22 protein-coding genes and 1 tRNA gene are annotated in these 23,715 nt (G+C 68.9%); 12 read left to right on the top strand and 11 right to left on the bottom strand.

Features of this window, described 5'->3' with window-relative positions:
- Positions 1-113: 113 nt before the first annotated feature.
- From rocD to HP550_RS06755, 3 genes are all read right to left on the bottom strand, one after another.
- Positions 114-1,322 carry an ornithine--oxo-acid transaminase gene (gene rocD / locus HP550_RS06765; RefSeq protein WP_175346819.1) on the bottom strand — a complete coding sequence of 403 codons (1,209 nt, stop codon included), beginning with the start codon at positions 1,320-1,322 and terminating at the stop codon, positions 114-116.
- Positions 1,319-2,164 carry a dimethylargininase gene (gene ddaH / locus HP550_RS06760; protein ID WP_175346818.1) on the bottom strand — a complete coding sequence of 282 codons (846 nt, stop codon included), beginning with the start codon at positions 2,162-2,164 and terminating at the stop codon, positions 1,319-1,321. Before ddaH ends, rocD begins: the two co-directional genes overlap by 4 nt.
- Before the next feature lie 105 nt (positions 2,165-2,269).
- Positions 2,270-2,773, bottom strand: coding sequence for an SRPBCC family protein (locus HP550_RS06755; RefSeq protein WP_210767750.1), 504 nt, complete (start codon positions 2,771-2,773; stop codon positions 2,270-2,272).
- On the opposite strand from HP550_RS06755, the gene HP550_RS06750 reads away from it, so the two are divergent.
- On the top strand, positions 2,772-3,761 hold the full coding sequence (locus tag HP550_RS06750) for an aldo/keto reductase (protein ID WP_175346816.1): 990 nt from the start codon (positions 2,772-2,774) through the stop codon (positions 3,759-3,761). The genes HP550_RS06755 and HP550_RS06750 overlap by 2 nt on opposite strands.
- A 3-nt stretch (positions 3,762-3,764) precedes the next feature.
- On the opposite strand, the gene HP550_RS06745 is transcribed toward HP550_RS06750, so the two are convergent.
- From HP550_RS06745 to HP550_RS06735, 3 genes are read right to left on the bottom strand one after another with little or no spacing between them, the layout of a single operon-like run.
- Entirely contained in the window at positions 3,765-4,505 is a 741-nt protein-coding gene (locus HP550_RS06745) for a hypothetical protein (RefSeq protein ID WP_246280623.1), read from the bottom strand.
- A complete protein-coding gene (locus HP550_RS06740; RefSeq protein WP_056095419.1) occupies positions 4,505-4,963 on the bottom strand; it encodes an OsmC family protein in 459 nt (152 codons plus the stop codon). The genes HP550_RS06745 and HP550_RS06740 overlap by 1 nt, the downstream gene beginning before the upstream one ends.
- A gap of 43 nt (positions 4,964-5,006) precedes the next feature.
- Positions 5,007-5,876, bottom strand: a complete 870-nt coding sequence (locus tag HP550_RS06735) for a hypothetical protein (RefSeq protein WP_175346815.1) — start codon at positions 5,874-5,876, stop codon at positions 5,007-5,009.
- Positions 5,877-6,009: 133 nt separating this feature from the next.
- Here HP550_RS06735 and HP550_RS06730 point away from each other — a divergent pair, with 133 nt between their 5' ends.
- The 3 genes from HP550_RS06730 to HP550_RS06720 all read left to right on the top strand — a co-directional run bounded on the left by HP550_RS06730 (position 6,010) and on the right by HP550_RS06720 (position 7,999).
- Positions 6,010-7,335, top strand: a complete 1,326-nt coding sequence (locus HP550_RS06730) for an MFS transporter (RefSeq protein WP_343048023.1) — start codon at positions 6,010-6,012, stop codon at positions 7,333-7,335.
- Between the two features lie 26 nt (positions 7,336-7,361).
- Positions 7,362-7,434 (top strand) — tRNA-Arg (locus HP550_RS06725).
- A gap of 196 nt (positions 7,435-7,630) precedes the next feature.
- Positions 7,631-7,999, top strand: coding sequence for an SCO4402 family protein (locus HP550_RS06720; protein ID WP_175346813.1), 369 nt, complete (start codon positions 7,631-7,633; stop codon positions 7,997-7,999).
- A 321-nt stretch (positions 8,000-8,320) separates the two neighbouring features.
- On the opposite strand, the gene HP550_RS06715 is transcribed toward HP550_RS06720, so the two are convergent.
- The 4 genes from HP550_RS06715 to mobF all read right to left on the bottom strand — a co-directional run bounded on the left by HP550_RS06715 (position 8,321) and on the right by mobF (position 13,598).
- Positions 8,321-9,229, bottom strand: coding sequence for a YwqG family protein (locus HP550_RS06715; protein WP_175346812.1), 909 nt, complete (start codon positions 9,227-9,229; stop codon positions 8,321-8,323).
- A 141-nt stretch (positions 9,230-9,370) separates the two neighbouring features.
- Positions 9,371-10,450 (bottom strand): tyrosine-type recombinase/integrase, encoded by a 1,080-nt coding sequence (locus HP550_RS06710; RefSeq protein ID WP_343048022.1) that lies wholly within the window; start codon positions 10,448-10,450, stop codon positions 9,371-9,373.
- A gap of 35 nt (positions 10,451-10,485) precedes the next feature.
- The gene (locus HP550_RS06705) at positions 10,486-10,689 is read right to left on the bottom strand and encodes a helix-turn-helix domain-containing protein (protein ID WP_175346810.1); all 204 of its coding nucleotides are present in this window, start codon (positions 10,687-10,689) and stop codon (positions 10,486-10,488) included.
- 29 nt (positions 10,690-10,718) lie between these two features.
- Complete coding sequence (mobF, locus tag HP550_RS06700) at positions 10,719-13,598, bottom strand: MobF family relaxase (RefSeq protein ID WP_246280622.1); 2,880 nt, start codon at positions 13,596-13,598, stop codon at positions 10,719-10,721.
- A 361-nt stretch (positions 13,599-13,959) separates the two neighbouring features.
- Here mobF and HP550_RS06695 point away from each other — a divergent pair, with 361 nt between their 5' ends.
- Positions 13,960-14,394, top strand: coding sequence for a hypothetical protein (locus tag HP550_RS06695; RefSeq protein ID WP_175346809.1), 435 nt, complete (start codon positions 13,960-13,962; stop codon positions 14,392-14,394).
- Positions 14,395-14,569: 175 nt separating this feature from the next.
- Here HP550_RS06695 and HP550_RS06690 read toward each other — a convergent pair whose 3' ends face one another.
- On the bottom strand, positions 14,570-17,074 hold the full coding sequence (locus tag HP550_RS06690) for a hypothetical protein (protein ID WP_210767749.1): 2,505 nt from the start codon (positions 17,072-17,074) through the stop codon (positions 14,570-14,572).
- Between the two features lie 221 nt (positions 17,075-17,295).
- Between HP550_RS06690 and HP550_RS06685 the strand changes: the two genes are divergently transcribed.
- The 7 genes from HP550_RS06685 (at position 17,296) to HP550_RS06660 (ending at position 23,715) form a co-directional block, all read left to right on the top strand.
- A complete protein-coding gene (locus HP550_RS06685; protein ID WP_175346808.1) occupies positions 17,296-18,150 on the top strand; it encodes a hypothetical protein in 855 nt (284 codons plus the stop codon).
- Positions 18,151-18,200: 50 nt separating this feature from the next.
- Positions 18,201-19,472 (top strand): IS21 family transposase, encoded by a 1,272-nt coding sequence (gene istA, locus HP550_RS06680; protein ID WP_175346807.1) that lies wholly within the window; start codon positions 18,201-18,203, stop codon positions 19,470-19,472.
- On the top strand, positions 19,469-20,275 hold the full coding sequence (gene istB, locus HP550_RS06675; RefSeq protein WP_175346806.1) for an IS21-like element helper ATPase IstB: 807 nt from the start codon (positions 19,469-19,471) through the stop codon (positions 20,273-20,275). The genes istA and istB overlap by 4 nt, the downstream gene beginning before the upstream one ends.
- Positions 20,276-20,388: 113 nt before the next feature.
- Complete coding sequence (locus tag HP550_RS22975; RefSeq protein ID WP_343048021.1) at positions 20,389-20,928, top strand: hypothetical protein; 540 nt, start codon at positions 20,389-20,391, stop codon at positions 20,926-20,928.
- A complete protein-coding gene (locus HP550_RS22970; RefSeq protein WP_343048020.1) occupies positions 20,925-21,497 on the top strand; it encodes a DUF4291 domain-containing protein in 573 nt (190 codons plus the stop codon). Before HP550_RS22975 ends, HP550_RS22970 begins: the two co-directional genes overlap by 4 nt.
- 169 nt (positions 21,498-21,666) lie before the next feature.
- Positions 21,667-22,098, top strand: coding sequence for a hypothetical protein (locus HP550_RS06665; RefSeq protein ID WP_175346804.1), 432 nt, complete (start codon positions 21,667-21,669; stop codon positions 22,096-22,098).
- Between the two features lie 429 nt (positions 22,099-22,527).
- A complete protein-coding gene (locus HP550_RS06660) occupies positions 22,528-23,715 on the top strand; it encodes a complex I 51 kDa subunit family protein (protein WP_210767748.1) in 1,188 nt (395 codons plus the stop codon).

Genomic DNA, 23,715 nt, shown 5'->3' with positions numbered 1-23,715 from the left:
GTCCGCACTCGAGAGGGCTCCAGCCCCCACGAGAGCGGACGTCGTGCGTGGTGAGCACCGTGCGTCCGCACTCCGGCGGGTTCCAGCCCCCACGTGTGCGGACGTTTGGGTGGTCAGCGGAGGGCGTCGGTCAGGCGGTCCGTGGCCAGGTGCAGGTCTTCGGTGCTGATGGTCAGCGGGGGAGCCAGGCGGATGGTGCTGCCGTGGGTGTCCTTGGCCAGCACGCCGCGGGCCAGCAGGCGCTCGCACAGCTGACGCCCGGTGCCGCGGCCCTCGGCCACGTCCAGCCCCGCCCAGAGCCCCACGCGTCGCGACGAGGCCAGCAGGCCGGCGTCGACGAGCGCGTCCAGGCGGGCGCCCCACTCGATGCCGAGCGTCGTGGCGCGCGCCTGGAGCTCCCCGGTCTCCAGCAGGCCGACGACCGCGAGGCCGACCGCGCACGCCAGCGGGTTGCCGCCGAACGTGGACCCGTGGGTGCCGGCGGTGAGCACGCCGAGCACGTCCGCGCGTCCGACGACCGCAGACACGGGGAGCACCCCGCCGCCGAGCGCCTTGCCCAGGGTGACCAGGTCGGGCTTCACGCCCCAGAGCTCGGACGCGAGCGTGGTGCCTGTGCGGCCGAGCCCGGACTGGATCTCGTCGGCGATGAAGAGCACGTCGTGCTCGGAGCAGAGCGCCCGGACGCCGGGCAGGTAGTCGACCGGCGGGACGACGACGCCCTGCTCGCCCTGGATCGGCTCCAGGAGGACGGCGACGGTGGTCTCGTCGATCGCGTCGCGCAGCGCCTCGACCGAGCCGTACGGGACCACCCGGAACCCGGGCGTGTACGGGCCGAAGCCGCGGCGCGCGTCGGGGTCGGTGGAGAACGACACGATCGTCGTCGTGCGGCCGTGGAAGTTGCCGTCGGCCACGAGGATCGTCGCGCGGTCGGCGGGCACGCCCTTGACGTCGTAGCCCCACTTGCGGGCGGCCTTGATGGCGGTCTCGACGGCCTCGGCACCCGTGTTCATCGGCAGCACCATCGGCGGGCCGGCGACCAGGGGACCGATCAGGGCGGCCAGCCGCGCGGCGAACGGCTCGAGCAGCTCGTGGTCGAACGCGCGGGACGTGAGCGTCAGCTTGTCGATCTGCGCGTGCGCCGCGGCCGTGAGCACGGGGTGCCGGTGGCCGAAGTTCAGCGCCGAGTACCCGGACAGCAGGTCCAGGTAGTGCCGGCCGGCGTCGTCGGTGACCCAGGAGCCCAGGCCGTCGACCAGGGTGACCGGGAGCGGGTGGTAGTTGGGGGCCAGGACCGACGCCGGGGCCACCTCCACGAGAGTCATCGCCCGGAACCGGAGGCGGGCCGGATCTCGAGCGTGCAGCACTTGGCGCCGCCGCCGCCCTTGAGCAGCTCGCTGGTGTCCACGGGGATCGGGTTGTAGCCGCGCTCGGCGATCGCCGCAGCCAGGTCCACCGCACCGGGGGCGACGACCACGTTGTAGCCGTCGGACACCGCGTTCAGGCCGAGGGCGACCGCATCGCGCTCCGTGGCCTCGATGGCGTCCGGGAACAGCTGCTGGAGCACCGACCGCGAGCCGGCCGAGAACGCCGGCGGGAAGTAGGCGATCTGCGGGTCGGCCGGGTCGCTCGACAGCACGGCCAGCGCGGTGTCGAGGTGGTAGTAGTGCGGGCTGACCAGGTCGAGCGAGATGACCGGGCGGCCGAACAGCTCCTGGAGCTCGGCGTGCGCGGACCGCTCGGTGCGGAAGCCCGTGCCGGCCAGGACCAGGTCGCCGACGACCAGCAGGTCGCCCTCGCCCTCGTTGGTCTCGGCGGCGGTGTGCGTGACGTAGCCGCGGTCGGCGAACCACTTCTGGTACGCGGGACCCTCGGGCTGGCGCTCGGCGTAGCGGAACCTGGCGGAGTACACGACGCCGTCCAGCACGGTGGCGCCGTTGGCCGCGTAGACCATGTCCGGCAGGCCGGGGATCGGGTCGATCGTCTCGACGGTGTGGCCGAGGTCGAGGTACGTGTCGCGCAGGGTGCGCCACTGACGGACCGCGAGGTCGGCGTCGGTGAACCGGGTCTTGTCCATCCACGGGTTGATCTCGTAGGACACCGTGTAGTGGACGGGCTCGCACATCAGGTAGCGGCGATCGGTACGTCCGGGGGCGGTCGGGGTCATGAAGGCTCCTCGTGGCGTGTCGTTCCCACGAGGGTACGAGTCGGTACGGCCCGGGCCGTTCATCTCGGATTGCGCGCTGGGGCACGATCTGTTGCGCAGATCCGGCTACGAGTTGCGATCTGTTGCGCGGACCTCGTTCCGGGCGCGCATCAGTGCGTACCGGACCATCACGCCGAGGAACGGTCGGAGCAATGCGCCGGTGAGTCGCCGGGAGAGCGGCCCGGCCAGGTACACCTCCTCGCTCCAGAACACCCGGCTCGACGACGGCCCGGCGGGCACCACCACGATGCTCGCGTGGCCCTTGAGCACGCGTCCGACCTTGGTATACGTGGCGATGCCGGGCTCGTCGCCGGCCGGCGGCTCGTACGTGTCGATCGTCATCACGTCCGTCAGGCCGGGGAACCCGCGCTTCGCCAGGGGGCCGGACACGGCCGTGACGGTCGACCCGTCCACGGTGACCCGGGTCAGCGGGATCCACCGTTCGTGGTTGCGCAGGTCGGTGACGAGGTCCCACGCAGTCGCGGCGTCGACCGGGAAGGAACGGACCACGGCGTCGATCGGGATGCTCGTCACCTGGCCATCGTCCGCGCGGGTAACGTCGCTGTCCATGGAGACGAGGCTTCTAGGACGTACGGGTCGGTCGGTCGCAGTGGTGGGGCTGGGTTGCTGGCAGCTCGGTGCGGACTGGGGATCGGTCACCGAAGAGGCCGCGCTGTCGGTGCTCGAGGCGGCCGTCGACTCCGGCGTCACGTTCCTCGACACCGCCGACGTCTACGGCGACGGGCGCTCCGAGAAGCTCATCGGCACGTTCCTGCGCTCCCGCGGCCCGGACCACGGCATCACGGTGGCGACGAAGATGGGCCGCCGCGCCGACCCGCACACCGCAGAGGCCTACACGCTGTCGTGGTTCCGCGCCTGGACCGACCGCTCGCGCGAGAACCTCGGCGTCGACACCCTCGACCTGGTGCAGCTGCACTGCCCGCCCACCGAGGTGTTCCGCCGCGAGTCCACCTACGACGCCCTCGACGTGCTGGTCGACGAGGGCCGGATCGCGTCCTACGGCGTCTCCGTCGAGACAGTCGACGAGGCCCTCGAGGCGATCGTCCGGCCGCACGTGGCCACCGTGCAGATCATCCTCAACGTGTTCCGCCGCAAGCCGCTCGAGCAGGTGCTCCCGCTGGCAGCGAAGGAGGGCGTCGGGATCATCGCTCGCGTTCCCCTGGCGTCGGGCCTGCTGTCCGGCAAGTACGACGAGGACACGCAGTTCGCGGCCGACGACCACCGGTCGTACAACCGCGGCGGCGACGCGTTCGACGTCGGCGAGACGTTCGCCGGGGTGCCGTTCGAGGTCGGCGTCGCGGCCGCCCGCGAGGTCGCGTCGCTGACGCCTTCCGGCTGGACCACCGCCCAGCTGGCCCTGCGCTGGATCATCGACCAGCCGGGTGTGTCCGTCGTGATCCCCGGTGCGCGCTCAGCCGCCCAGGCGGTCGGGAACGCCGCGGCCGCGTCGCTGTCACCCGTCGACGAGGAGACCCTCGGCGGGCTGCGGGGGATCTACGACGGCCGGATCCGCCAGCACGTGCACGCGCGCTGGTAGGACCTACTTCTTCGAGCCGATCCGCTTGAACCTGCCCGTCACGCGCTTGGGCTCGGCGGGCAGGATCATCGGTGTGTCGTTCGGGCCCGCGATCTCGATGACCTTCGGGAACGTCAGCGGCGGCGGGCCGAACGCGGTGCGCGCCCCCTCGATCACGTTCTTGCCCAGCGCCCGAGCACCCGCGACACCCACCACCAGGCCGATGCCGAACGGGATCAGCCGCCCGATCGCGAGCCCGGTCTGCTTGGTCAGCTGCGTGCGCACCAGCCGGCGAGTCATCGTCGTGTTCACCTTGCGGACCGTCGCCATCGGCATCCGGGTCAGCAGCGCCCGCGCCACGCTCACGGTGGTCAGCTCTGCGCCGTCGGTGACGATCTTGCCGCCGGAGTCCCCGAGGATCGTGGTGAGCAGCAGCGCGCGACGCCGGTCGTGGTCCTCGACCTCGATGCCGTGCACGCTGGCCACCGCGAGCGCGAACGCGGCCGACGCCGCGAAGAACGTCGCCACGTCGCTGGCCGTGAGCGCCAGCGCGACGCCCGTGCCGACCGCCGGAGCCGCCGCGGTCGCACCGACCGCGCCGCCCGTGCTCTGCACGACCAGCAGGTACTCCTTCTCCAGGAGCCGCACCAGCTGCTCGGGCGTCGCGCCCGGGTTCTTGCGGCGCAGCGAGTCGACGTGCGCGTGGATCGTGGCGGACGGGATGGTGACGGCCTTGGCCAGCGCGGCCTCGACGAGGGCCGGCATCAGCGCTCCCCGGTGACCGTCAGCTGCACCGTGGCGCCGGCGTCGAGCGTGCGGCCGACCGTGCAGTGCGAGTCGATGGCCCGGTGCACCAGGTTGATGAGGCGCTCCCGCGTGGCCGCGTCCAGCGCGCTGAGGTCGACGACCAGTTCCTCCGCGATCGCGGGGTACCGGTCCTCCTCGGTGTCGCTCATGCCCGAGGCCTTGATGGTCACGTCGACGTCGTCGCCCAGGTAGTGGCTCAGCTTGGCGTCCGCCGCCAGCCCGCTGCACCCGGCCAGCGCGATCTTCAGCAGCTCACCCGGGCTGAACACGTTCTCGACGCCCACGCTGCCGATCAGCACCTCCGCGCCGCGCGAGTTGCGTCCCGTGTAGAGGCGCTTGCCCGTGCGCTCGACCCACAGCTCGGTGTCGCCCGCGTTCTTGGTGATGTCGGGCGCCTGCTTCTGCTCCGTCGTCATCCCGCGATCCTGCCACGCGGGACCGACTGTCTCGCGTCGAGCGCTAGACCGCTCCGGCCGCTGCCTCCGCTGCCTTCTTCGCCCGCGCGGGGGAGTCCCAGTTCCGGAACGTCTCGCGCACCCAGAAGACCAGGAACAGCCCGACCTCCCACCACTCGGCGATGGCCACGTGGTACCCGCGGAACAGCCAGTACGCCACGGCGAGGACCACGATCCCGCCGAGTGTCATACCCACCGCGATCGCCTTGTACAGCGGCTGGTCCGTCAGGTCGTCCTCGCCCGCCGCCTTCGGCCACCCGTTGCACGCCACCGCGACCGACATGCTGATGATCAGCAGGAACGTCGCGGCGTAGTGGATCCAGGCGAACTCCTCGCCCTCCCAGATGCGGTAGACCACCAGCCCGACGAAGAGGACCGCGAACGGCCACGACAGCCGGTAGAGAGCCTTCGCACGCACGGGCTTGCTGCCGATGGCGTCGCCGGGCCAGTTGCCCGTCATCTTCTCGGCGATGACCAGCACCAGAGCGGCGACGAGCACCGAGCTGGTGGACACCCGGATGCCGTTGACCATCTCCTCGCGGATGGCCGGGTCCTCGATGCCCCGCAGGGTGTCGTCCAGGTCGGTGGGCACGAACGCCACGAACAGCGCGTAGAACCCCGCCAGGTTCAGCGCGAAGTCCTCCAGCGTCCGCCCGCGGTACGCCACCAGGCACACCGCGATCCCCACCAGCGCCGCGACGAACACGTCCCGCAGCGGCCCCAGGTAGTTGGCGCTGATCGACCCCTCGAACTTGCCGAAGAACACGAGCCCGAAGATCGAGCCGATCAGCAGGAACGCGGCCAGCGCGACGAGGATCATCCTCAGGTGCCGGTACGTCTCCCTGGCGACATCTGACTCACGCAGCGCAGCCATCGCGGTCCCCCTCCGCTGGGCATGTCCCTGTGGCGATCGTCCCGCGGTCGGTGTGCGCGGGTCTATGGGTGTTTGGGGTGATTCTCGGCGGCCGACGCCTCTGGGCAGTCCTGGCTGCGGGGTACGGTGCCGGGTGCGAACGACGCGATCGGCAGGGGCTCCACGGACCGCCGGCCTCGTGTTCACCGCCGCGGTCGTCGTGTACTTCGCGGCCGTCGTGCACCGGACGGCCCTCGGGGTGGCGGGCGTCGACGCCATCGACCGGTTCGGCCTGTCCGCAACCATGCTGGCGCTCTTCTCGGTGGTCCAGCTCACCGCGTACGCGAGCATGCAGCTCCCCGCCGGGCAGCTGCTCGACCGGTTCGGCGCCCGGTCCGTGCTCGTCGTCGGCTCGCTGGTGATGGCCGCGGGACAGCTGCTGCTCGCGCTCTCCGACCAGGTCGGGTGGGCGCTCGTGGCCCGCGTGCTCATCGGTGCCGGCGACGCCCCGATCTTCATCGGCGCGTGCCGGCTGGTCGCCGAGTGGTTCCCCCCACGCCGCATCCCGGTGATGGTCCAAACCACGGGGCTGATCGGTCAGGCGGGTCAGCTGGCGTCGGCGATCCCCGTGGCCTGGCTGCTGCACTCCCAGGGCTGGACGGTCGCGTTCGCGACGCTGGCGGGCCTCGGGGTCGTGGCAGCCTCCGTCGCGTTCGTCGGCATCCGCTCCGCCCCGTCGTCCGCCTCGCACGTACCCGAGCGCTTCCTGTCCGCCGTCCGCTCGGCCGCACGCCCGCACGGCACCCGGTTGGGCTTCTGGAGCCACTTCCTGTGCCCGTTCTCCGCCAATGTGGTGGCGTTGCTGTGGGGCGTGCCGTTCTTCGTCACCGCCCAGAACCGCACGCCCGGCGAAGCCAGCCTCCTGCTCATCGTCCTCACCCTGTCCGCCATGGTGACCGGACCGCTGGCCGGGCAGTTCACCGCCCGACACCCGCTGCGCCGCACCTGGGCGGTGCTCGCGACCGCCGGCGCCACGTTCGTGGCCTGGTCCGTCCTGCTGGCGTTCGACACCCCGCGACCGCTGTGGCAGCTGCTGGTGTTCGTCGTCGTCCTCGGCGCCGGCGCTCCGATCTCGCTGGTCGGCGTGGACTTCGCGCGGACCTCCACGCCCCAGGAACGCCTCGGCGCCGCGACGGGGTTCGTCAACATGGGCGGGTTCACCTCGACGATCCTCGGCGTGCTCGCCGTCGGGCTGGTGCTCCAGCTGGTCTCGCCCCCCGGCGCCTCTATCTACACGCTCGATGCCTACCGAGTCGCGTTCGCGGTGCTGCTCCTGCCGTGGCTCGTCGGCCTCGCGGGCGTCCTGCACCACCGGCGCCGCACCCGCACCGAGCTCGCCGCCGAAGGGGTGCAGCTGCGGCCCGTCCGCGACGTGCTCCGGTGGCGCCGGCCTTCGGTCGTTCGCCCGCGCGTTCGGTAGGCTCTGCGGCGTTCCCCGTGGATCGCGCGCCTGTAGCTCAGGGGATAGAGCACCGCTCTCCTAAAGCGGGTGTCGGCAGTTCGAATCTGCCCAGGCGCACAGTGTGTTGTTGCAGGTCAGCGCGATCTTGGGTGCGACTGATGTGGTGGCCGCGACCGCAATGTCCGGTTCGTGGTCAGCATGTGGTCAGCAGCATGGTCCCGTCCCGCGCCGATTCGGTCGACGGAGCGGCTGCGCAGCGCCGCTAGCCTTCGCCCATGCGTGGACGCGAGAACGGGATCCGTGGGGCGTCTTCATGAAGCTGGAGTTTCCTGACCGGCGTGAGGACGTGCTCGCGGCTTTGGAATGCCTGGCAGGGGAGCCTCCCCACCTGTCTGGCACTGACGTCGATCCGCGCTGGCCAGATGTCAGGAACGCGATCCACTGGCTGATTGATGACACCTGGTGGGATACCACGGACCCGAGCGAATCGATCGGCGGGACTCTGTGCGACGAGCGTGAGGCGGCGGCCGTAAGTCGCGTGGTCGAGGCAGTGCTCGCCGTCGCACGTCGTCGGCAACCCGACGACGTGGATAGCCTGTGGTTCGGCGACACCAGTTGGCCGCTAGTTCGCACGAGCGCGGGCGAAGCGCTCGACGTGCTCCGGACCGGCGACCGCACGTAGTCGCCGCAGCTTCGAGCGCGTCGTGCCCCACCATCTGGCGCTGAGTTCATGGGCACCGATGATTGGGGCCTCACGTCGAGGAGTGCCCGGACCCGACTCACCGTCGACCGGCGGCGGCTCGGGGAACATCGGCATCCGCTCCATCGCCACCCACGGCGCCTCGGAGAACAGATGCCCATACAGGTCCATCGTCATCGTTGCGGTCGCGTGTCCGAGGATCATCTGGACCACCTTCACGTCGGCGTCGGCCGCGATGAGCAGCGAGTCGGCGGTTGTGGTGCACGGGCTGGCTCCGGCGCTACGCATCAGCCGGCCGACGACTCAGCCGCACTGCCAGGTGAAGGTTGCCTGTGTCAGGTCGCCCGCGTTCAGGTCCTCGGGCCGAGCGAGCCAGTACAAGATCCCTGCGTCACCCCACATGACATCAAGGTCGTCGTCGCTGTCGACCTGGAACAACGGCCGCCACCGAGCAGCTTCGACTGCAGCCTCCGCGGGGTCGATGGCCTTGACGTCGCCCCCGAGGACACCCCATGCGGCCTCCATCTCGACGGGCGCCTGGATGTTGTTCGCGTAGCCGCCAATCTGATGCTGGACCCCATGGTGGCGTCCCGAGATCTCTTCGGTGAACGCGTCTGCGCACACAGGGTGTTCGATCCATTCCTTGTAGTCCACGTCAGTCGCCTCGAACGCTGCCCGCAAGTCGGGGTGCTCGAAGTTGGGGAACGTCACCACCTCCTGGCCAGCGAATGGGATCTGCGGCAGAACCTGTAGCTCCTCGGGAGCCTGGCGGGGATGCGATGGCGTGCCGGCCGGCACGTGGATCATGCGAGCGCCTACAAGGGACGCGGGCTCGAAGTACCCGACTGTCTCGGCGAAGTTGTTGTAGCTGCCGTCGAAGTAGAAGAACAGCAGCCGGCCGTCCGCCGGGAGCGTGATGTCGAGGGGGAACTGAGCGACGACGGCAAGGTCGAGCTCGCCGATGAAGGTCAGCGGGCCGACGCCCTCCCACGAGGGCCACTGGTGGCTCGCCGGGAGGTTCGGGGTGCCACCAAGGAGCGCGACCGGTGCCTCGCTCGAGCGCGCTGGGACCAGTCGGATCGCCGGCCGGGCGAGCGCGAGCCACCGCTGAGCGACGTCGGGTGCCAGGTGCTCAGCAGCGATCCGCGTCACGATGTCGCGATCGGACTCAGGTGCAGCAACGGAAGGACGTCGACGGCGAAGGTTCCACACGCTGCAGACCGTATCGGTCGGAACCCACGGCGCAGGGCCGGATCGCGTCACAGCGTCGAGTGGCCATCAGCATTCGAGCGCCGCTCCTTCGCGAACACCAACCATGGCGCGAGGGCAGCGCGAAGGAGCCTCGACCGCTTGCTAGTCGACGCCGGGTACAGGTGGAGGTGGGGACTCCGGGAACATCGGCATCCGCTCCATCGCCACCCACGGTGCCTCGGAGAACAGGTGGCCGTACAGGTCCATCGTCATCGTCGCGGTGGCGTGGCCGAGGATCATCTGGACCGCCTTCACGTCGGCGCCGGCGGCGATGAGGAGCGAGGCGGCGGTGTGGCGGAGGTCGTGGATCGTCGTGCCGGCCAGGCCGACCGACTGTGTGGTCTCGGTCCAGCGGGAGCGGACTCGGAAGTTGGTGTTGGTCCAGATCGCTCCCGTCGGGCTGGGAAACAGGTACGAGCCGGACGGCGCGCTGTCGATCCGGTCCCGGACGTAGGTCTCGAGTGTCGGCGGGACCGGCACGGTGCGGGTTTGGTGTGTCTTCGTCGGGCCGAAGACCGCTCCACTGGTCCGCTTCGACTGCGGGGCTGCGCGGTGGATCCGGACCCCGAGGCCGTGCGGTGTCTGGACGACGTCGTCGACCCGCAGCGCGCACATCTCCGAGAACCTGCAGCCGGCCAAGCCGAGGAAGAGCACGACTGGCCGGCAGTTCGGCGGCATGGCGTCCGCGAGCTTGCCGAGTTGCTCCGCGCGTAGCCAGTGCGGCTCGCGCTTCGTCGTGCCCTTGGGGAGCGGGATCGAGCGGGCGACGTTGACCGAGATCCGCCGGTCGCGGACGGCGTAGTCGAGGACGAGTCGGATGACGGACAGGACGCGTCGACGGGTGGCCGTCGCCAGCCCGCGGACCGTCATTGACGTGAGGACGCGCTCGACGTCCGTCGCGGAGATCACGGCGATCGGCAAGCGACCGAGCAGAGGGATGACGTAGGAGTCGAGCAGGAACTGCGTCGTCTCCTGGCTGCGGACCGCGAGGTGCTGCCGCGAGCCCTGCCACTCCTCGGCGAGCGTCCCGAACGACACCCGACCGCGCGTCGGGTCGATCCAGGTGCCGCTCTGGAGCTTGACCAGCTGGTCGGCCTCCCAGCGCTTGGCGTCGGTCTTCCGTTGGAACGACTTCTCGGCGATGACCCGGTGCTCGAAGAAGACCTTCGCGCGCCAGGTCACCGTGCCCAAGGGCAGTGTTCGCCGAGTGACGGACATCAGCGACGGCGCGGCTGCGCGGGCTCCCGATCGACCCACGAGGCCGGGATGAGGATGACGGTCCCGAGCCGGCGGCAGGGGATCTGCTCGGTCTCGGCGAGGTGGTAGAGCGTCCGCACCGGCACCCCGAGGACGGCTGCCGCGTCCTTGACGCGGTAGTACTGCCGAGCAGCGGTGACGGCGGTCTGCGTGGTCGTCGACATGGTCGTTCTCCTTCGGTGGGTTGGGGTGCTCACCACCGCTCCAGTACCGATCCATCGAGGACCGGGCTGGGCGAGGGCGTCAAGGGGCGCGGCGTCATCTGTGGACGCAGCGGCGGGATGACGGGCTGTGGGCGGGTCGCCGGGAGCGGCGGCTGTGGCGCGTCGGGGTGGTGGGTGGCCCAGGTCTCGGTGGCGGAGGCCTCGGCATGCGTCGTGGCGAGGATCCGGTCGAGGACCTCGCGGGCGGTCGCGGCCTCGCCCGACGGGAGGCAGTCGGGGTCGGGGCGGTCGGTGGCGACGTAGAGCCGGTTGAGGTGGCGGCCGCGGCTGACGGCGACGTAGAGGTCTTCGCGGCCCATTCCGGCAGTGATGACGGTGTGGGTCTCGCCGACGGTCATGCCTTGGCTGCGGGCGGTAGTGGTGGCGTAGCCGAGCTCGACCGACTCGGCGACGTAGGCCGCCGGCAGTCGCAGAGTGCCGCTAGCCGGATCTCCGACCGGCCGGACGCGCAGGCCGCCGCCCGGCAGGACGTCGGTGATCTGCCAGAGGACGCCGTTGCGGACGAACCCGTCGTTGGTGCGCAGGCGCCTGTTGTTGCGGCGGGTCACGATGCGGTCGCCGACGCCGCCGGTCAGTCCGTCGCTCAGGGTGATGCCAGTGGTGCGAACAGTGCCGGTGCGGATGCGTTCGGCGCGGGCGCGGGCGTTGAGCTCGTTGACGGTGCGCCGGTCGGCGGCCGCGAGCAGGACGGTCCGGCCCTGCGCTTCGGCATCGGTTGCCGCAGAGAGCGCGTCGTCGAGCATGTCGTCGTGCGTGCCGTGGCTGACCCGGCCGTGCTGGATGTAGGCGTCCAGGGCGGCAGCGTCACCGTGGCGGAGGTCGAGGGTGGCGCGCGCTTCCCACGGGTGGCTGAAACGCCAAAGGGTGCGCAGCTCGGCGGTGGGTCCGCGGCGGGCGAGCATCCCGAACGCCCCGCCGGCGTCGACCGCGCCACGTTGCAGGTGGTCCCCGACCAGCAGCACCTTCGCGTCCGCCGCGGCGGCCTGGTCGACGAGGGCGGCCAGGGTACGGGTATCGGCCATGGAGGCTTCGTCGACGACAACCAGGTCCCCTCGGCGGAACCGCCACTGGTCTTGGGTCGCGACGAGGGCACCTCGCCGCTGGTTCGCGTCGTTGCGGTCCCAGTAGGTCGCGTCGGGGTCGCCCAGGGCGGCCCTCGCCTGCTGGTAGGCGAGGGCTCGTCGGGCGGCGGCGTCGCCGATGGACTCGTAGATCCACTTGGCGGCGGTCTCGCAGCGCGCACCCAGGGCCTCGGACAGGGTCGCGGCCGCGCTGGCGGACGGTGCCAGTCCTACGACGTCGCCGCGCATCCGCCGCCACCCGTCGGCGAGGGCGGACAGGGTGGTCGTCTTGCCGGACCCGGCCGGTCCGACGAGCACGTCCAACGATCGTGTCGAGAGCAGCACGGCCTTGGCGGCGTCGCGTTGGTCGTCGGACAGCTCGGCCAGGTGGCGGTCCGCGATGCGCTCGGCGAGCGGGTGGATCCCCAGCGGGATGTCGGTCTCGGCGGCGTCCAGGAGAGTGCGCTCGGCCTGGAGGAGCTCAAGAGAGGTGAACGTCTCTTCCCCGACCCGGCGGTGCGTCTGCTCGGGGTTGTCGTCGAGGCGCACGCAGGCGTCGCCGGCCGCAGCGACGAGGCCGTTGGTCAGTGCGAGCCGGTCCTCCGCGGAGGCCATGCGCAGCGCGAGAGAGGAGCGCAGGGCGGCCGCGCCGAGGTTCCACGTCGACCAGACCGAGCGACGGGTCGAGACGTCCTCGAGGACCTGCGCCACGATCGCGGCGCGGACCTCCTGGCCCACGTCGGTTGCATGCAGCGGGCGGCCATAACCTCCGGTTAAGGCACGTGCTGCCAGGTCGGCCGGCTCGAGCCCGGTCAGCGCGCGGGCTCGGTTGGCCCAGTCCGCGAGCAGGTCGCACAGCGCTCGGACGACCTTCGGCGGTCGGGTCTCGCGGGTCAGGTGCTGGCGAGCCCGGGTCGTCTCCGTGCGAGACGGCGCTCGTCCGCGTCGCTCGGCGAACTCCTCGGTCCAGCGCTGCTGCGCGCAGTGGATCTGCTCGGAACGGGTGGAGAAGTCGGCCAGCAGGTCCTCGCCGACACCGTCGAGCTCGAAGGCCGGGTTGCGGCGCTCGCCGCGGTCGCGTGGAGACCAGGTGGTGCCGAGTCGCCGGGTGACCTCGTCGGCGAGCAAGGCGTCATACAGCTCGGAGACCGTCACTGTCGCGGCGTGCAGGGTCCGGCCGTCCAGCGACCGCCACACGCCGTCTGGGCCTTGGACCTTGTTGGCGATCACGACGTGCGTGTGGAGGTTCGGGTCACCGGCGCGGGAGTCCCAGTGGTCGAACGCGGCCGCGATCATGCCGCGCGTCTTGACCTGCCGGCAGCCGGCTGCGCCGACCCTCGTCCGGATGACGGAGTGCTCGACGAACTCCAACGCAGAAGCCAGCGCGGCTCGGTGGGCGTCGTAGAGCGTCGCGCGCGTCGAATCGTCGGCCAGCCCCCAGACCACCGAGACCGACTTGGGCGCGGTGAAGGTCAGGTCGTAGCCGGCCACCGCGTGCCGGCCCTCGCCTGGCGCAGTCGCCCGGTACGGCCTTCCTACCGGTGCGCCCGTCACAGGGTCGCAGCCGTCGCGGAAGAGGTGCGTCATCGCCAGCTCGGCGACGACGCTCCTGGGTTCAAAGTCGCCGGCTCCAAGCGACTCGAGCCCGCGTCCGAGCCAGCGACCCGCGGGGTTGCCGGTCTGCTCGTAGTAGGCCGTGAGCGAGTCGGCCGGCGACAGGCCGGCATCACCGGCGGCAACGTGCCTGGTCAGGTAGGTGTATCCATCGCCGACCGTCAGCTTGTGCATCGACATCACCACGGCGCCACCTCCTCACGCGGCTCGAGCAGCGGTTGCTCCTGGTGATAGGTGCGCCGGGATGTGCGTAAGACGCGACGTCCACCTAGCGATAGGAGCTGGAGTGGTGCGCACACATCGCGTTGCGTGCCCCTCCCGGGAGCAGGTGTGCGCGGGCGACCGCAAGACGCGCGATCTCGGCTCAGGAATGGATCCGGTCAAGATCTCTGGCCCCACCGCGCGGCATGAGTAGGGCCCCCAGCCGCTCGGGGCTGGTGCTCGGAGAGCGAGTCCCTGCCAGACAGGGCGGCGTCGCCAGCGGCCACCTGTCCTGGTCAGGTACGCGTATCCGTCATCGGGCAGGATGTGGCAGGTGGATCACCTCGTCGACCTGGACGTCCTTGCTAGCAGATTGAGGCCGGTCGTCAGCGAGTGGCGCAGCCGATCAGGCATCGACGTGGGACCGCTGACCTGGCGGGACGAGCTCGCATCTTGGCCACAGCCGATCCTCACCGACCGATCGAGCATCGAGGTGCCGGAGTCAGTGGGCCTGCGAGTGCGACGAGGTCAAGTAGACGAGCTCGAGGTCTGCGTCTGGACTGGCGGCTGGGCTGACGTTGGCTATGTGCGCGACGACCAGGTCGTAGATCGGAGCCCCCACTTCCAGGACGTTGACGGTGCGCTGGCAGTGGTAGTTGAGAACGTCGAGGACTTCCTGGCACGCGATCATGCCGGCGTCAGCCGCGAACCTGGGCCACGGAACTGGTGGATCCGGCTGACGAAGCGGTCAGAGCGCCGCAGCGGGTAGCGGTCCGACCACACCACCATCGATCACAGCCTCGACTCTTCTTGCACCTCGTCGGTGACCGGGCTCCACGGACGCGATACCAGGCACTACGGCACGACGCTGCGAGGCCGTCCGATGCACGACCTTCTCTCCTGGGGAGGCATAGGGGAGAGGCCTGAGCCGGGAGCGACCCGGGCTATCTCCGCCCCTTCCTCGCTCTGCGACTCTTGTTGCCCCGGGTGTTTCGGCGTCCGGAGCCTGCGCGGGACTTCGGCGGCGAGGGAGGCGCCCATCCTTGCATCGCCTCGATGGGCTTCAGCTCGGAAAGGCGTGCTTCGAGTCGGGGTTCGAGAGGTCCTTCATGGCCGTCGTAGTAGACGCCGGCGAGTACCTTCGTGGCTTGGTCGAATGCGAGAATTACCCCGCGCCGCAAGCCGAGCTGATGCTTCTTAGTCCGAAGGTAGTCGCGCATGTCCGCTTCAAAGTCGCGCGCGTCCCGACCGATCGGTCGGGTAGCCCACACTAGAAGCCATGCGTTTTCCCGATTGGTGCCAAGGGGAATAGTAACGGTCCGTTCGCGACCATCGCTTCGGGGATTCTCCAGCAGTTGCCGTGGGATACGCGCCAACTTGCTCTGGAACTCCGACGAGCCAGATAGAAGCATCGCGCCAATGCTCAGCCTGCCGTACTGCTTGTCGGAGTAGATCGCGTCAATCAACGAGGTCAGCGGACTAGGCGTCATCTTTGGCTTTGGGGCGAAGATGGAAGGTCCTGCGCTCGTTTCCTCTTTAGGCTGCTTGCCAGAAAGACCGTCACGATTTGCGCTTTGATCTGCCGATCCGCTCACCGAGTAGTGCCAGTTATCGAGCTCATCCGTCCGACTTGTAATCAGCGCCGGCACCTGACCGCGACGCCGTCGCCGCTCGGCCGTCGTTGGGGGCGGGAGGAACGGAAGCACCTTTCGTGCCTCGTCTGGATCCGGCTCGACGTAGAGACCAGCTTCGAAGAAATACAGGAACAGATCAAGCTCGTCGGGCGCGGTGTAGTAAACAGTTGCTTCCGGGTCGCGACGCCGTTGAAGGTACAACAAGAACTCTGCTGGGCGGCCTATGAGATCAGTGATCAAGTCGAGATCATGAATGGACACCGTCCAAGGAATGTGTCCGCTGTCAAGAAACTGCGCCTTCACCAATTCTGCCGTTGCTGTTGAGATATACGGTAGGTCGTCAAGGCTAACCGCGATTGTATGGATCTCTCTAATGTGCGAGAGGTCGAGCCATCCTTCGCCATGTATCCGCAAGCCACGGTCGCGTTCTATGCAGTCCTGAAGCCTACCCGCCTGTTCGGCGGCCCTGGTCACGATGCCCACGAGATCCTTGCGGAGGCGCTTGGAGTTTCCTGCACGCGAACTAGCGGCCATTGCGACGGCCTTATCCTCGACTATGATCGCGACATCATCCTGGATGACTAGATGGTCGCCCTCGACCCGCTTCGTGTACTTCCCCGGAACCGACGAGGCAGCCTCCGCGTCGTCCGCGGGAACGAAGTATTGAAAGCCATCGCGGTAAATCGCGTCCGGTAGTGCACGCGCCAAAGCGTCGTGTGTGCGGCGTTCTAGGAGCCTGCCGCGGTTCGACTGGAAGACTTCCCAGACAGCCGTGCTCTTGAGCGCCGACTCGAGAGACTCCCGCACCGCCGTGGGAACGAGGCCATTGTGTATAAGGAGGAAGCGTCCGTTTGGTGCGGCGATAACGGGTCGTATTCGTAGGGGACTGCTGCCTTCGGTGAACCGTTCGACGGCGATTCTCGGCTGTAATCCGTCGGGCTGGAAGGAGAAATGCTTCATGACGGCAACGACAGTTTCTTCCGAGATGCCGACCCGAGCCCCGATGTCACCTGCCGATACGGTCGCCATTTCGACCGTCGGCTCCCAAGCAGAAAGCCAATCCTCCCGAAGCCGAGCTACAGTTTTGGGATCCGGTCGCCCACCCGAGCTGGCTCGATACTCTTTCTCCATTTTGTCAAACATTGTATGCATGCGGCGATTGAGGCTCTCTACTTGCAGAGAGTGGCACGCCTCGAGTGTGGCAATCGCCTGGGTGGCATTGAAACCGAGAGACTCTACAAGGGTCGTCACGACGCTCGGTTCGTCGAAGAGCTCCCGCAGCGATTCTTCGACAGCATCCGGATACGACGAGTTGCGAACCCATAACTCCGCGCTCTGGACCATTGCTGCGATGCGCGCGAATCCGTCTTGAGGGTCAATACTCACCATGCTACGGATTTGGCTGAGATGAAGGAGCTTTTGGAGGAATGGTAATGCATTCTGAACCTGGTCGGTTAGCGGCTGCCCGGTGGCTGTGTCATTCGCGCGTGGCGCCCGCTCGGCCCGAGCCCAGGCTGGGCGGGGACCGGCCGACGCGTCATCTCGGGGGTCGTCGTCGAGCTCACCAGACGTTAGTGCGACAAGTGCGAGGAGCTCGGCCAGCGCTGGAGCCGCTTCAACGTCCGAGGGCGTCGACGCCCCGGGGAAGGACCATGGAAGGCAGGCGACCCTCGCGACTTCGATGAGCCTGATTGGGTCCGCTCCAGCCAGTCGCTCCGCGACTTCACTCGTAGTCTCGTCGAGCGCCTTCTCCAGTGCGTCAACCGGATCCGGCGCGTCCAGGAACGCAGCCGCTGCCTCGAACATGTCGTTCATAGACCGCATGACTGTCGCCGCATGGCGGTCGGGAGTTCCGGTCCGGCGTCCCTGCCGGCCCGGCCGTGTTCCTCGCTTGCTCTGATGCTTCTTGGCGGTCACGGGCCAATGAGATCACAGGCCCTCACAGCCTCCGCATGTCCTAGGGCCACCTCTACGCCAACCTTTCCCCGGGGTCTGAGAGCCCGAGCTCGTCGTGCGTGAGTAGTACCGTGCGCTGCGTGACCGATGGCGAAGCGCGACGGACACCCGAGCTGACCATCGACGAGGTGCTGCTCAAGGCAGTGCGGTCGAAGTACCTCGAATCCGGCGACTTCAACGGCCTGTTCATCGACAGACGCACCGCCGAGATCGTCCGCGACAGCGCTGCCAATCTGGTTCGTGACGGGCGTCTGCAGGTGGTGTCCGACGAAGACTTCCCCAATCCGCACATTCGGCCGTGGGCGTCCCGACGGACGCGCGAGCAACAAGTCGGCTCGCTTGAGGCGCTCTCCGACGGGTTCGGGGTATGCCTGTACCCGACGGAGCTCGGCATGAAGGGCGTTCGTCTTCCGAGGCGGTTCGTTGGTCGGCCCTATGAGACTGCCCTCGCCCGCGGACGTGGCGCGCTTGAACTCGCGTACTTCGACTTTGGGGTTCTCGAGCCGTACCGCAATGATCCGCGGTACAGCTTTGGATTCGACGACTTTGGTGCCGACATGGGAGTCAGCGACGAGGTCTACTTCGACAGCACGGAGCCCGAGCGCGACAAAGTCAGTCTCAGCCACATCGGGTTCGCCTACGACCTCAGTGCGTATGACAGGAATGATCCTACGTCGCCGGTGATTCGCCGCGTCGCAGCGTTCTATCGAGACCTGGCCCAGCTCACGGCTGAGCATCAGCAACGGTGGAAGACCTACCAAGTGCCGGACGACGGCCTTGAGCCGCACCCGGTGTGGTTTGGGATGCAGATGGGGCACTGGCCCGACGGGAGTGGGCCGTTCCATCGGATGGTCGCCGAGATGGAGAACATCAACTACCTCTGGGAGAACGCGTTCGGAACGGCCCTGTTCATGTCGACGACGCCTGAACACTGAGCCGTAATCGACGGGTGAATCTTGAGCACCCCGGGAGTACGGCTTGGGGTGTGATCACTGTGGAGAACTGGGCCGAGATTCGTCGGCTGCATCGGTCGGAGGCCATCTCGCAGGCGGGGATCGCCAGGCGGTTGGGGATCTCGCGGAACACGGTGGCCAAGGCGTTGGCCTCGCATCGTCCGCCGAAGTACGAGCGGACGCCGGCGGGCTCGAGCGTGGATGCGGTGGAGCCCGCCATCCGGCTGCTGCTGGCGGAGTTCCCGACGATGCCGGCCACGGTGCTCGCCGAGCGGATCGGGTGGGATCGGTCGTTGACGGTCTTGAAGGACCGGGTCCGCCAGCTGCGCCCGTTGTTCGTCCCGCCGGATCCGGCCGATCGGGTCGAGTACGACCCGGGGCAGGTCGCGCAGTGTGATCTGTGGTTCCCACCGGTGGCGATCCCGGTCGGCGCCGGCCAGGAACGGATCTTGCCCGTGCTCGCGATGACCTGCGGATACTCTCGGGTCACCGACGCGCTGATGATCCCCTCGCGCAAGGCCGGGGACATCCTGGCCGGGATGTGGGAGGCGACCACCAGCTGGGGCGCCTGCCCGCGGACGCTGGTCTGGGACCGGGAGTCCGCGATCGGCGGGACGGGCAAGCTGACCGCCGAGGCCGCCGGGTTCGCCGGGACGCTCGGGGTCCGGATCAAGCTCGCCCCAGCCAGGGATCCGGAGTTCAAGGGCCTGGTCGAGCGGCGCAACGGGTTCTTCGAGACCTCGTTCCTGCCCGGGCGCACGTTCACCTCCCCGTTCGACTTCAACACCCAGCTCACCCAGTGGTTGGCGCAGCGGGCCAACACCCGCCACCTGCGCTCGATCGGCGCCCGACCGGTCGACCGGTGGGCGGTCGACAAGGCCGCGATGGTCACGCTGCCGCCGGTCGCCCCGGCCGTCGGGCTGACGAACCGGGTCCGCCTGGCCCGCGACTATTACGTGCGGATCGGGTCGTGCGACTACTCGGTGGACCCGCGGGCGATCGGCCGGTTCGTCGACGTCCTCGCGACACCCGCCCGGGTCGTGGCCACCTGCGCCGGGCAGGTCGTGGCCGACCACGACCGGTGCTGGGCTCACGCGGCCACGATCACCGACCCTGCCCACCGCGAGACCGCCCGGCTGCTGCGCGCGGACCTGGCCCAGCGCCGCCGCACCCAGGCCACCCGGTCCCACCTCGACGGGCACGTCGTCGCGATCCGGGCGCTGCCGGACTACGACGCCCTGTTCGGCGTCGACTTCGACCCAGGCCCACCACGAACCGGGCCGATGACCAAGGAGCACAGATGACCACCACGACCAGGACCGCCAAGAGCGACGCACCACGACCCGACCAGCTGGGGTCCAAGCTCGCCTACCTGACCCGGGTCCTGAAGACCCCCACGATCGGTCGGACCTGGGCCGACCTGGCCGACCTGGCCCGCTCGGAGAACTGGTCGCATGAGGAGTATCTGGCCGCGGTCCTGGAACGTCAGGTCGCCGACCGGGAGTCCGCCGGGTCGATCATGCGGATCCGCACCGCGCACTTCCCGGCGGTCAAAACCCTGGAGGACTTCAACCTCGAGCACCTGCCCTCACTCAGGAAGGACTTGCTCGCGCACCTGGCCACCGTCACGTTCGTGCCCAAGGCCGAGAACGTGGTCCTGCTTGGCCCGCCCGGGATCGGCAAGACCCACCTGGCCATCGGCCTGGGCATCAAGACCGCCCAGGCCGGCTACTCCGTGCTGTTCGACACCGCCACCAACTGGATCGCCCGCCTCGCAGCCGCGCACCACGGCGGGGCACTGGAGGCCGAGCTGAAGAAGATCCGCCGCTACCGGCTGATCATCATCGACGAGGTCGGCTACATCCCCTTCGACCACGACGCCGCGAACCTGTTCTTCCAGCTCGTCGCCTCCCGCTACGAACAAGGCTCGATCATGGTCACCTCGAACCTGCCCTTCGGCCGATGGGGCGAGGTCTTCGGCGACGAAGTCGTCGCCGCCGCAATGATCGACCGACTCGTCCACCACGCCGAAGTCCTGACCCTGGCCGGCGAGTCCTACCGCACCCGCGCCCGCCGCGAACTACTCGCCAAAGACCGCGACAACTGACTCGACCTGTCCTATTTCGGCTGGGGGTGCGACAGCTCGCACCGGACGGCGCAGCGCACGGGCGCGCGGCGGGGAGCCGCCCGCCCTTGTCTGACTGCTGGCAGGCTGTGTCCGTGACCACGGGTTTGGAGCTGTTGGAGTCGGCGAGGACGATGCTGGCCGCCGCTGACGCACGGCCCCATTGGCCCGTTTCGGACGACTTCCCCGACGAGGTCGTGCGTGCGGCCTTGGCGGCTGCGCTGCTGTCGAGCTTCGCCCCTTCGGATGCACCCCTGATCGCGGAGCTAACCCGTCGAGAGACCGCGGCCGTGGAGGACTCGGGGGACGGATGCGGCGACGTGCTCCTTGCGTGCTGTTGGCTGCTCTTCATGGTCGGCCGGGCCGAGGACAGCGCTTTGGTCTGGCGTGCGAAGAGCATCAACTTCGATACCCACTGCTACATCGACTCCGTGTTCCTTGCCCCCCAGGGGGTTGCCGCGACGGCCGAGTTCGCGCGTTCAGCGGGTCTTCAGGACCTGCTCGCGTGGGTCAACGGCGAGTGGAACGGCGACATGGAGTCAACTGCGCAGCAGTGGCGGTCGGGATCGTTCTTCGCCGACGTCCCGTCGGCGACCGCGCCGGTGGAAGTGCTTGCGGCGTGGCTGCGTCAGTGACTCCGCCGGTCAGGCAGGTACGTGCGTCCTTCGACGCCGAGTCGATCACCGTCTACCAAGCCTTCAGCCACGAGATCGCCGAGGCGGCCCTCTCGGCCGGCAGGTTCGTCGCCCCCTTCAGCCTCAGCCGGATGACGTGGGTCAAGCCGTCCTTTCTGTGGATGATGTACCGGTCGGGCTGGGCGTCCAAGCCCGGTCAGGAACGGGTTCTTGCAGTCCGGATGAGTCGAGCGGGGTTCGAGGAGGCCCTGAGCGAATCGTGCCTGAGTCACTTCGAGCCGACGCTGCACGCCGATCACGACACCTGGCGAGAACAGCTCGGGGACTGCCCGACGCGCGTCCAGTGGGACCCGGAACGCACGCTCGACGGTCAACCCCAAGCGCACCGCTCACTCCAGCTGGGGCTGTCCGGGTCGGCCGTCGCTCGCTACGTCACCGAGTGGACCCGCGGTATCGAGGACATCACCGGAACCCTTGAACGCCGCCGCCGCGGCCTGGACCCCCTGCCAGACGAACGCCCCTATCCGCTGCCTGCCACCGTCGCACAGAAGATCGCAGCGACCACGTAGCGGCCGCCCAGACCGGCCAGTCGTCCGCCCGTCGGCATGACCGCACAGATCGCAGAGCGGCCATGACACCCCAATCGCACACGGCCGACCTGCTCAGTTTTCAGCCGTCGATACCTGCTCAGGATTCAGCCGTCGTTGACAGTTCAGGACGACCAGTCGGCCTCGAGAGTTGGGATGGCTGCTTCGGCCGTCTCAGCGCGACTGGGACGAGTTCGTTCACCAGCTCGACAAATTGCTTTCGGAGAACATGGACGGCAAGGCGCTGTCTTCCGCAGGAGCTCCGAAGCAGAACGCTGCCGCGGAAAGCCTCGGGACTTTGGGCCGTATGCAGGCTCTCATGGTGACGAAGCGAGTCCGGCCGGATGCCGCAAGGGCGGTGATGGAGCCGATGCGGAACATCCGAGCAGCACGACAGGGGCCGGCGCATGCACTTAGGGCCAACGTCACCGACCGTACTTACATCCACAGACAGGTTGCCCTGCTCGAAGACGTGAATGAGTGGCTGTCGAGCATCCGTGGCTGGTTGTCCACCCATCCAGAGAACCGCGACCTTGACCTGCCGCACAGCGACGAGTCGCTCGGCAAGTGGTACCGGATGTAGGAGTGGTGAGGACCGTTGGCCTCTTGCTCGGCGTGCGACCTCCCCGCGCTAGTCCGTCGCCGCACTCTTTCGTGGTCAGCGTGTGGTCAGCAGAAGTCGTGGAACGTCGGCGCTCCTAGAACTACCAGCATGTATTTTCCCAGTTCAGGGCTTCGAACGTTCCGATGAATCGAACTCCTAAAGCGGGTGTCGACTCGGGGACGTACCCGACTGTGGTGCGCCTTCACCCGGCACTTCCTACCGCTCAACTCGCCCAGCGTGCCCGGCGGGACGCCCACCGGTGATTCGGGCGACGGCGGCCGCCGACACGGGACGCGGACCCCGCTCGGCAGCGCCCGGATTGGGGTCCAACGGCCCGGGTAGCGGCCGCCGCGCGTTCCTAGCCTGGAGGTGAGGGGCCGACCGATCTGGGTCGGTGGGAGGTGCGTCGTGACTGTCCGCACGCCGATGACACTCTCCGCCGTCGAGGCGGGGGCGGGCCTGCGTGCGGCCCTCAGCAGGCCGCCGGCTGAGGTGGTCGACCAGATGGTCGCTTCCGGCATGCGCGGCCGCGGTGGTGCAGGTTTCCCGACGGGCCTGAAGTGGCGTCTCGCTGCGGAGGCGGATGCGCCCGACGGTCGTCGCTACGTCGTCTGCAATGCCGACGAGGGCGAGCCGGGGACGTTCAAGGACCGCGTTCTGCTGGCGAAGCATGCCGACCTGGTGCTCGAGGGCATGACGATCGCCGGCTACGCGATCGGTGCGCGTGAGGGTCTGCTGTATCTGCGCGCGGAGTACGTCTACCTGCGCGACTCGCTGCTGGACAGCCTGCGGGAGCGCCGGGAGCAGGGGCTGCTCGGCCGCGAGGTGGCGCCGGGCTTCGACTTCGACATCCGCGTGCACATGGGCGCCGGTGCCTACGTGTGCGGGGAGGAGAGCGCGCTGCTGGAGAGCCTCGAGGGTCGGCGCGGCGAGCCTCGTGACCGCCCGCCGTACCCGGTGGTGCGGGGGCTGCACGGTGCGCCGACCGTGGTGAACAACGTCGAGACCTTCGCCTGGGCGACCGCGGTGCTTGCGCGGGGGCCCGAGTGGTTCGCGTCGATCGGCACCCATCGGTCGACCGGGCCGAAGCTGCTGAGCGTGTCCGGTGACGTCGCGCGTCCGGGTGTGTACGAGTTCCCCCTCGGGGTGCCGATCGCCGAGGTGCTGCGCGCCGCCGGGGGCACCGACGCGAAGGCGGTCGTCGTGGGGGGTGCCGCGGGGAGCTGCGTGCCCGCCAGCGAGTTCGGGCGGACGGTGAGCTACGAGGACGTGGCCACGGGTGGCGCGTTCATCGTCCTCGGGCCGGACCGTGACCTGATCGATGTGGCGGAGAACGTGGCCGAGTTCTTTGCCGACGAGTCCTGCGGGCAGTGCGCGCCGTGCCGGCTCGGGACCGTGGCCCTGCTCGATGGCGTGCGCCGGCTGCGTGCGGGCAACTGCACCCCCGACGACGTCGCGCGTCTGCGCCGTCTGGGCGCGACCATGCGGCTGACCTCGAAGTGCGGGCTGGGCCAGTCGAGCCCGAACGTGTTCCTGTCGCTCCTCGAGCACTTCCCCGCCGACATGCGGGTCCCCGTCGGAACAGGGGGTGAGTGA

The sequence above is a fragment of the Cellulomonas humilata genome, assembly GCF_013359775.1.
Classification (GTDB): domain Bacteria; phylum Actinomycetota; class Actinomycetes; order Actinomycetales; family Cellulomonadaceae; genus Cellulomonas; species Cellulomonas humilata.
This window is presented reverse-complemented; position numbering and strand designations above follow the sequence as displayed.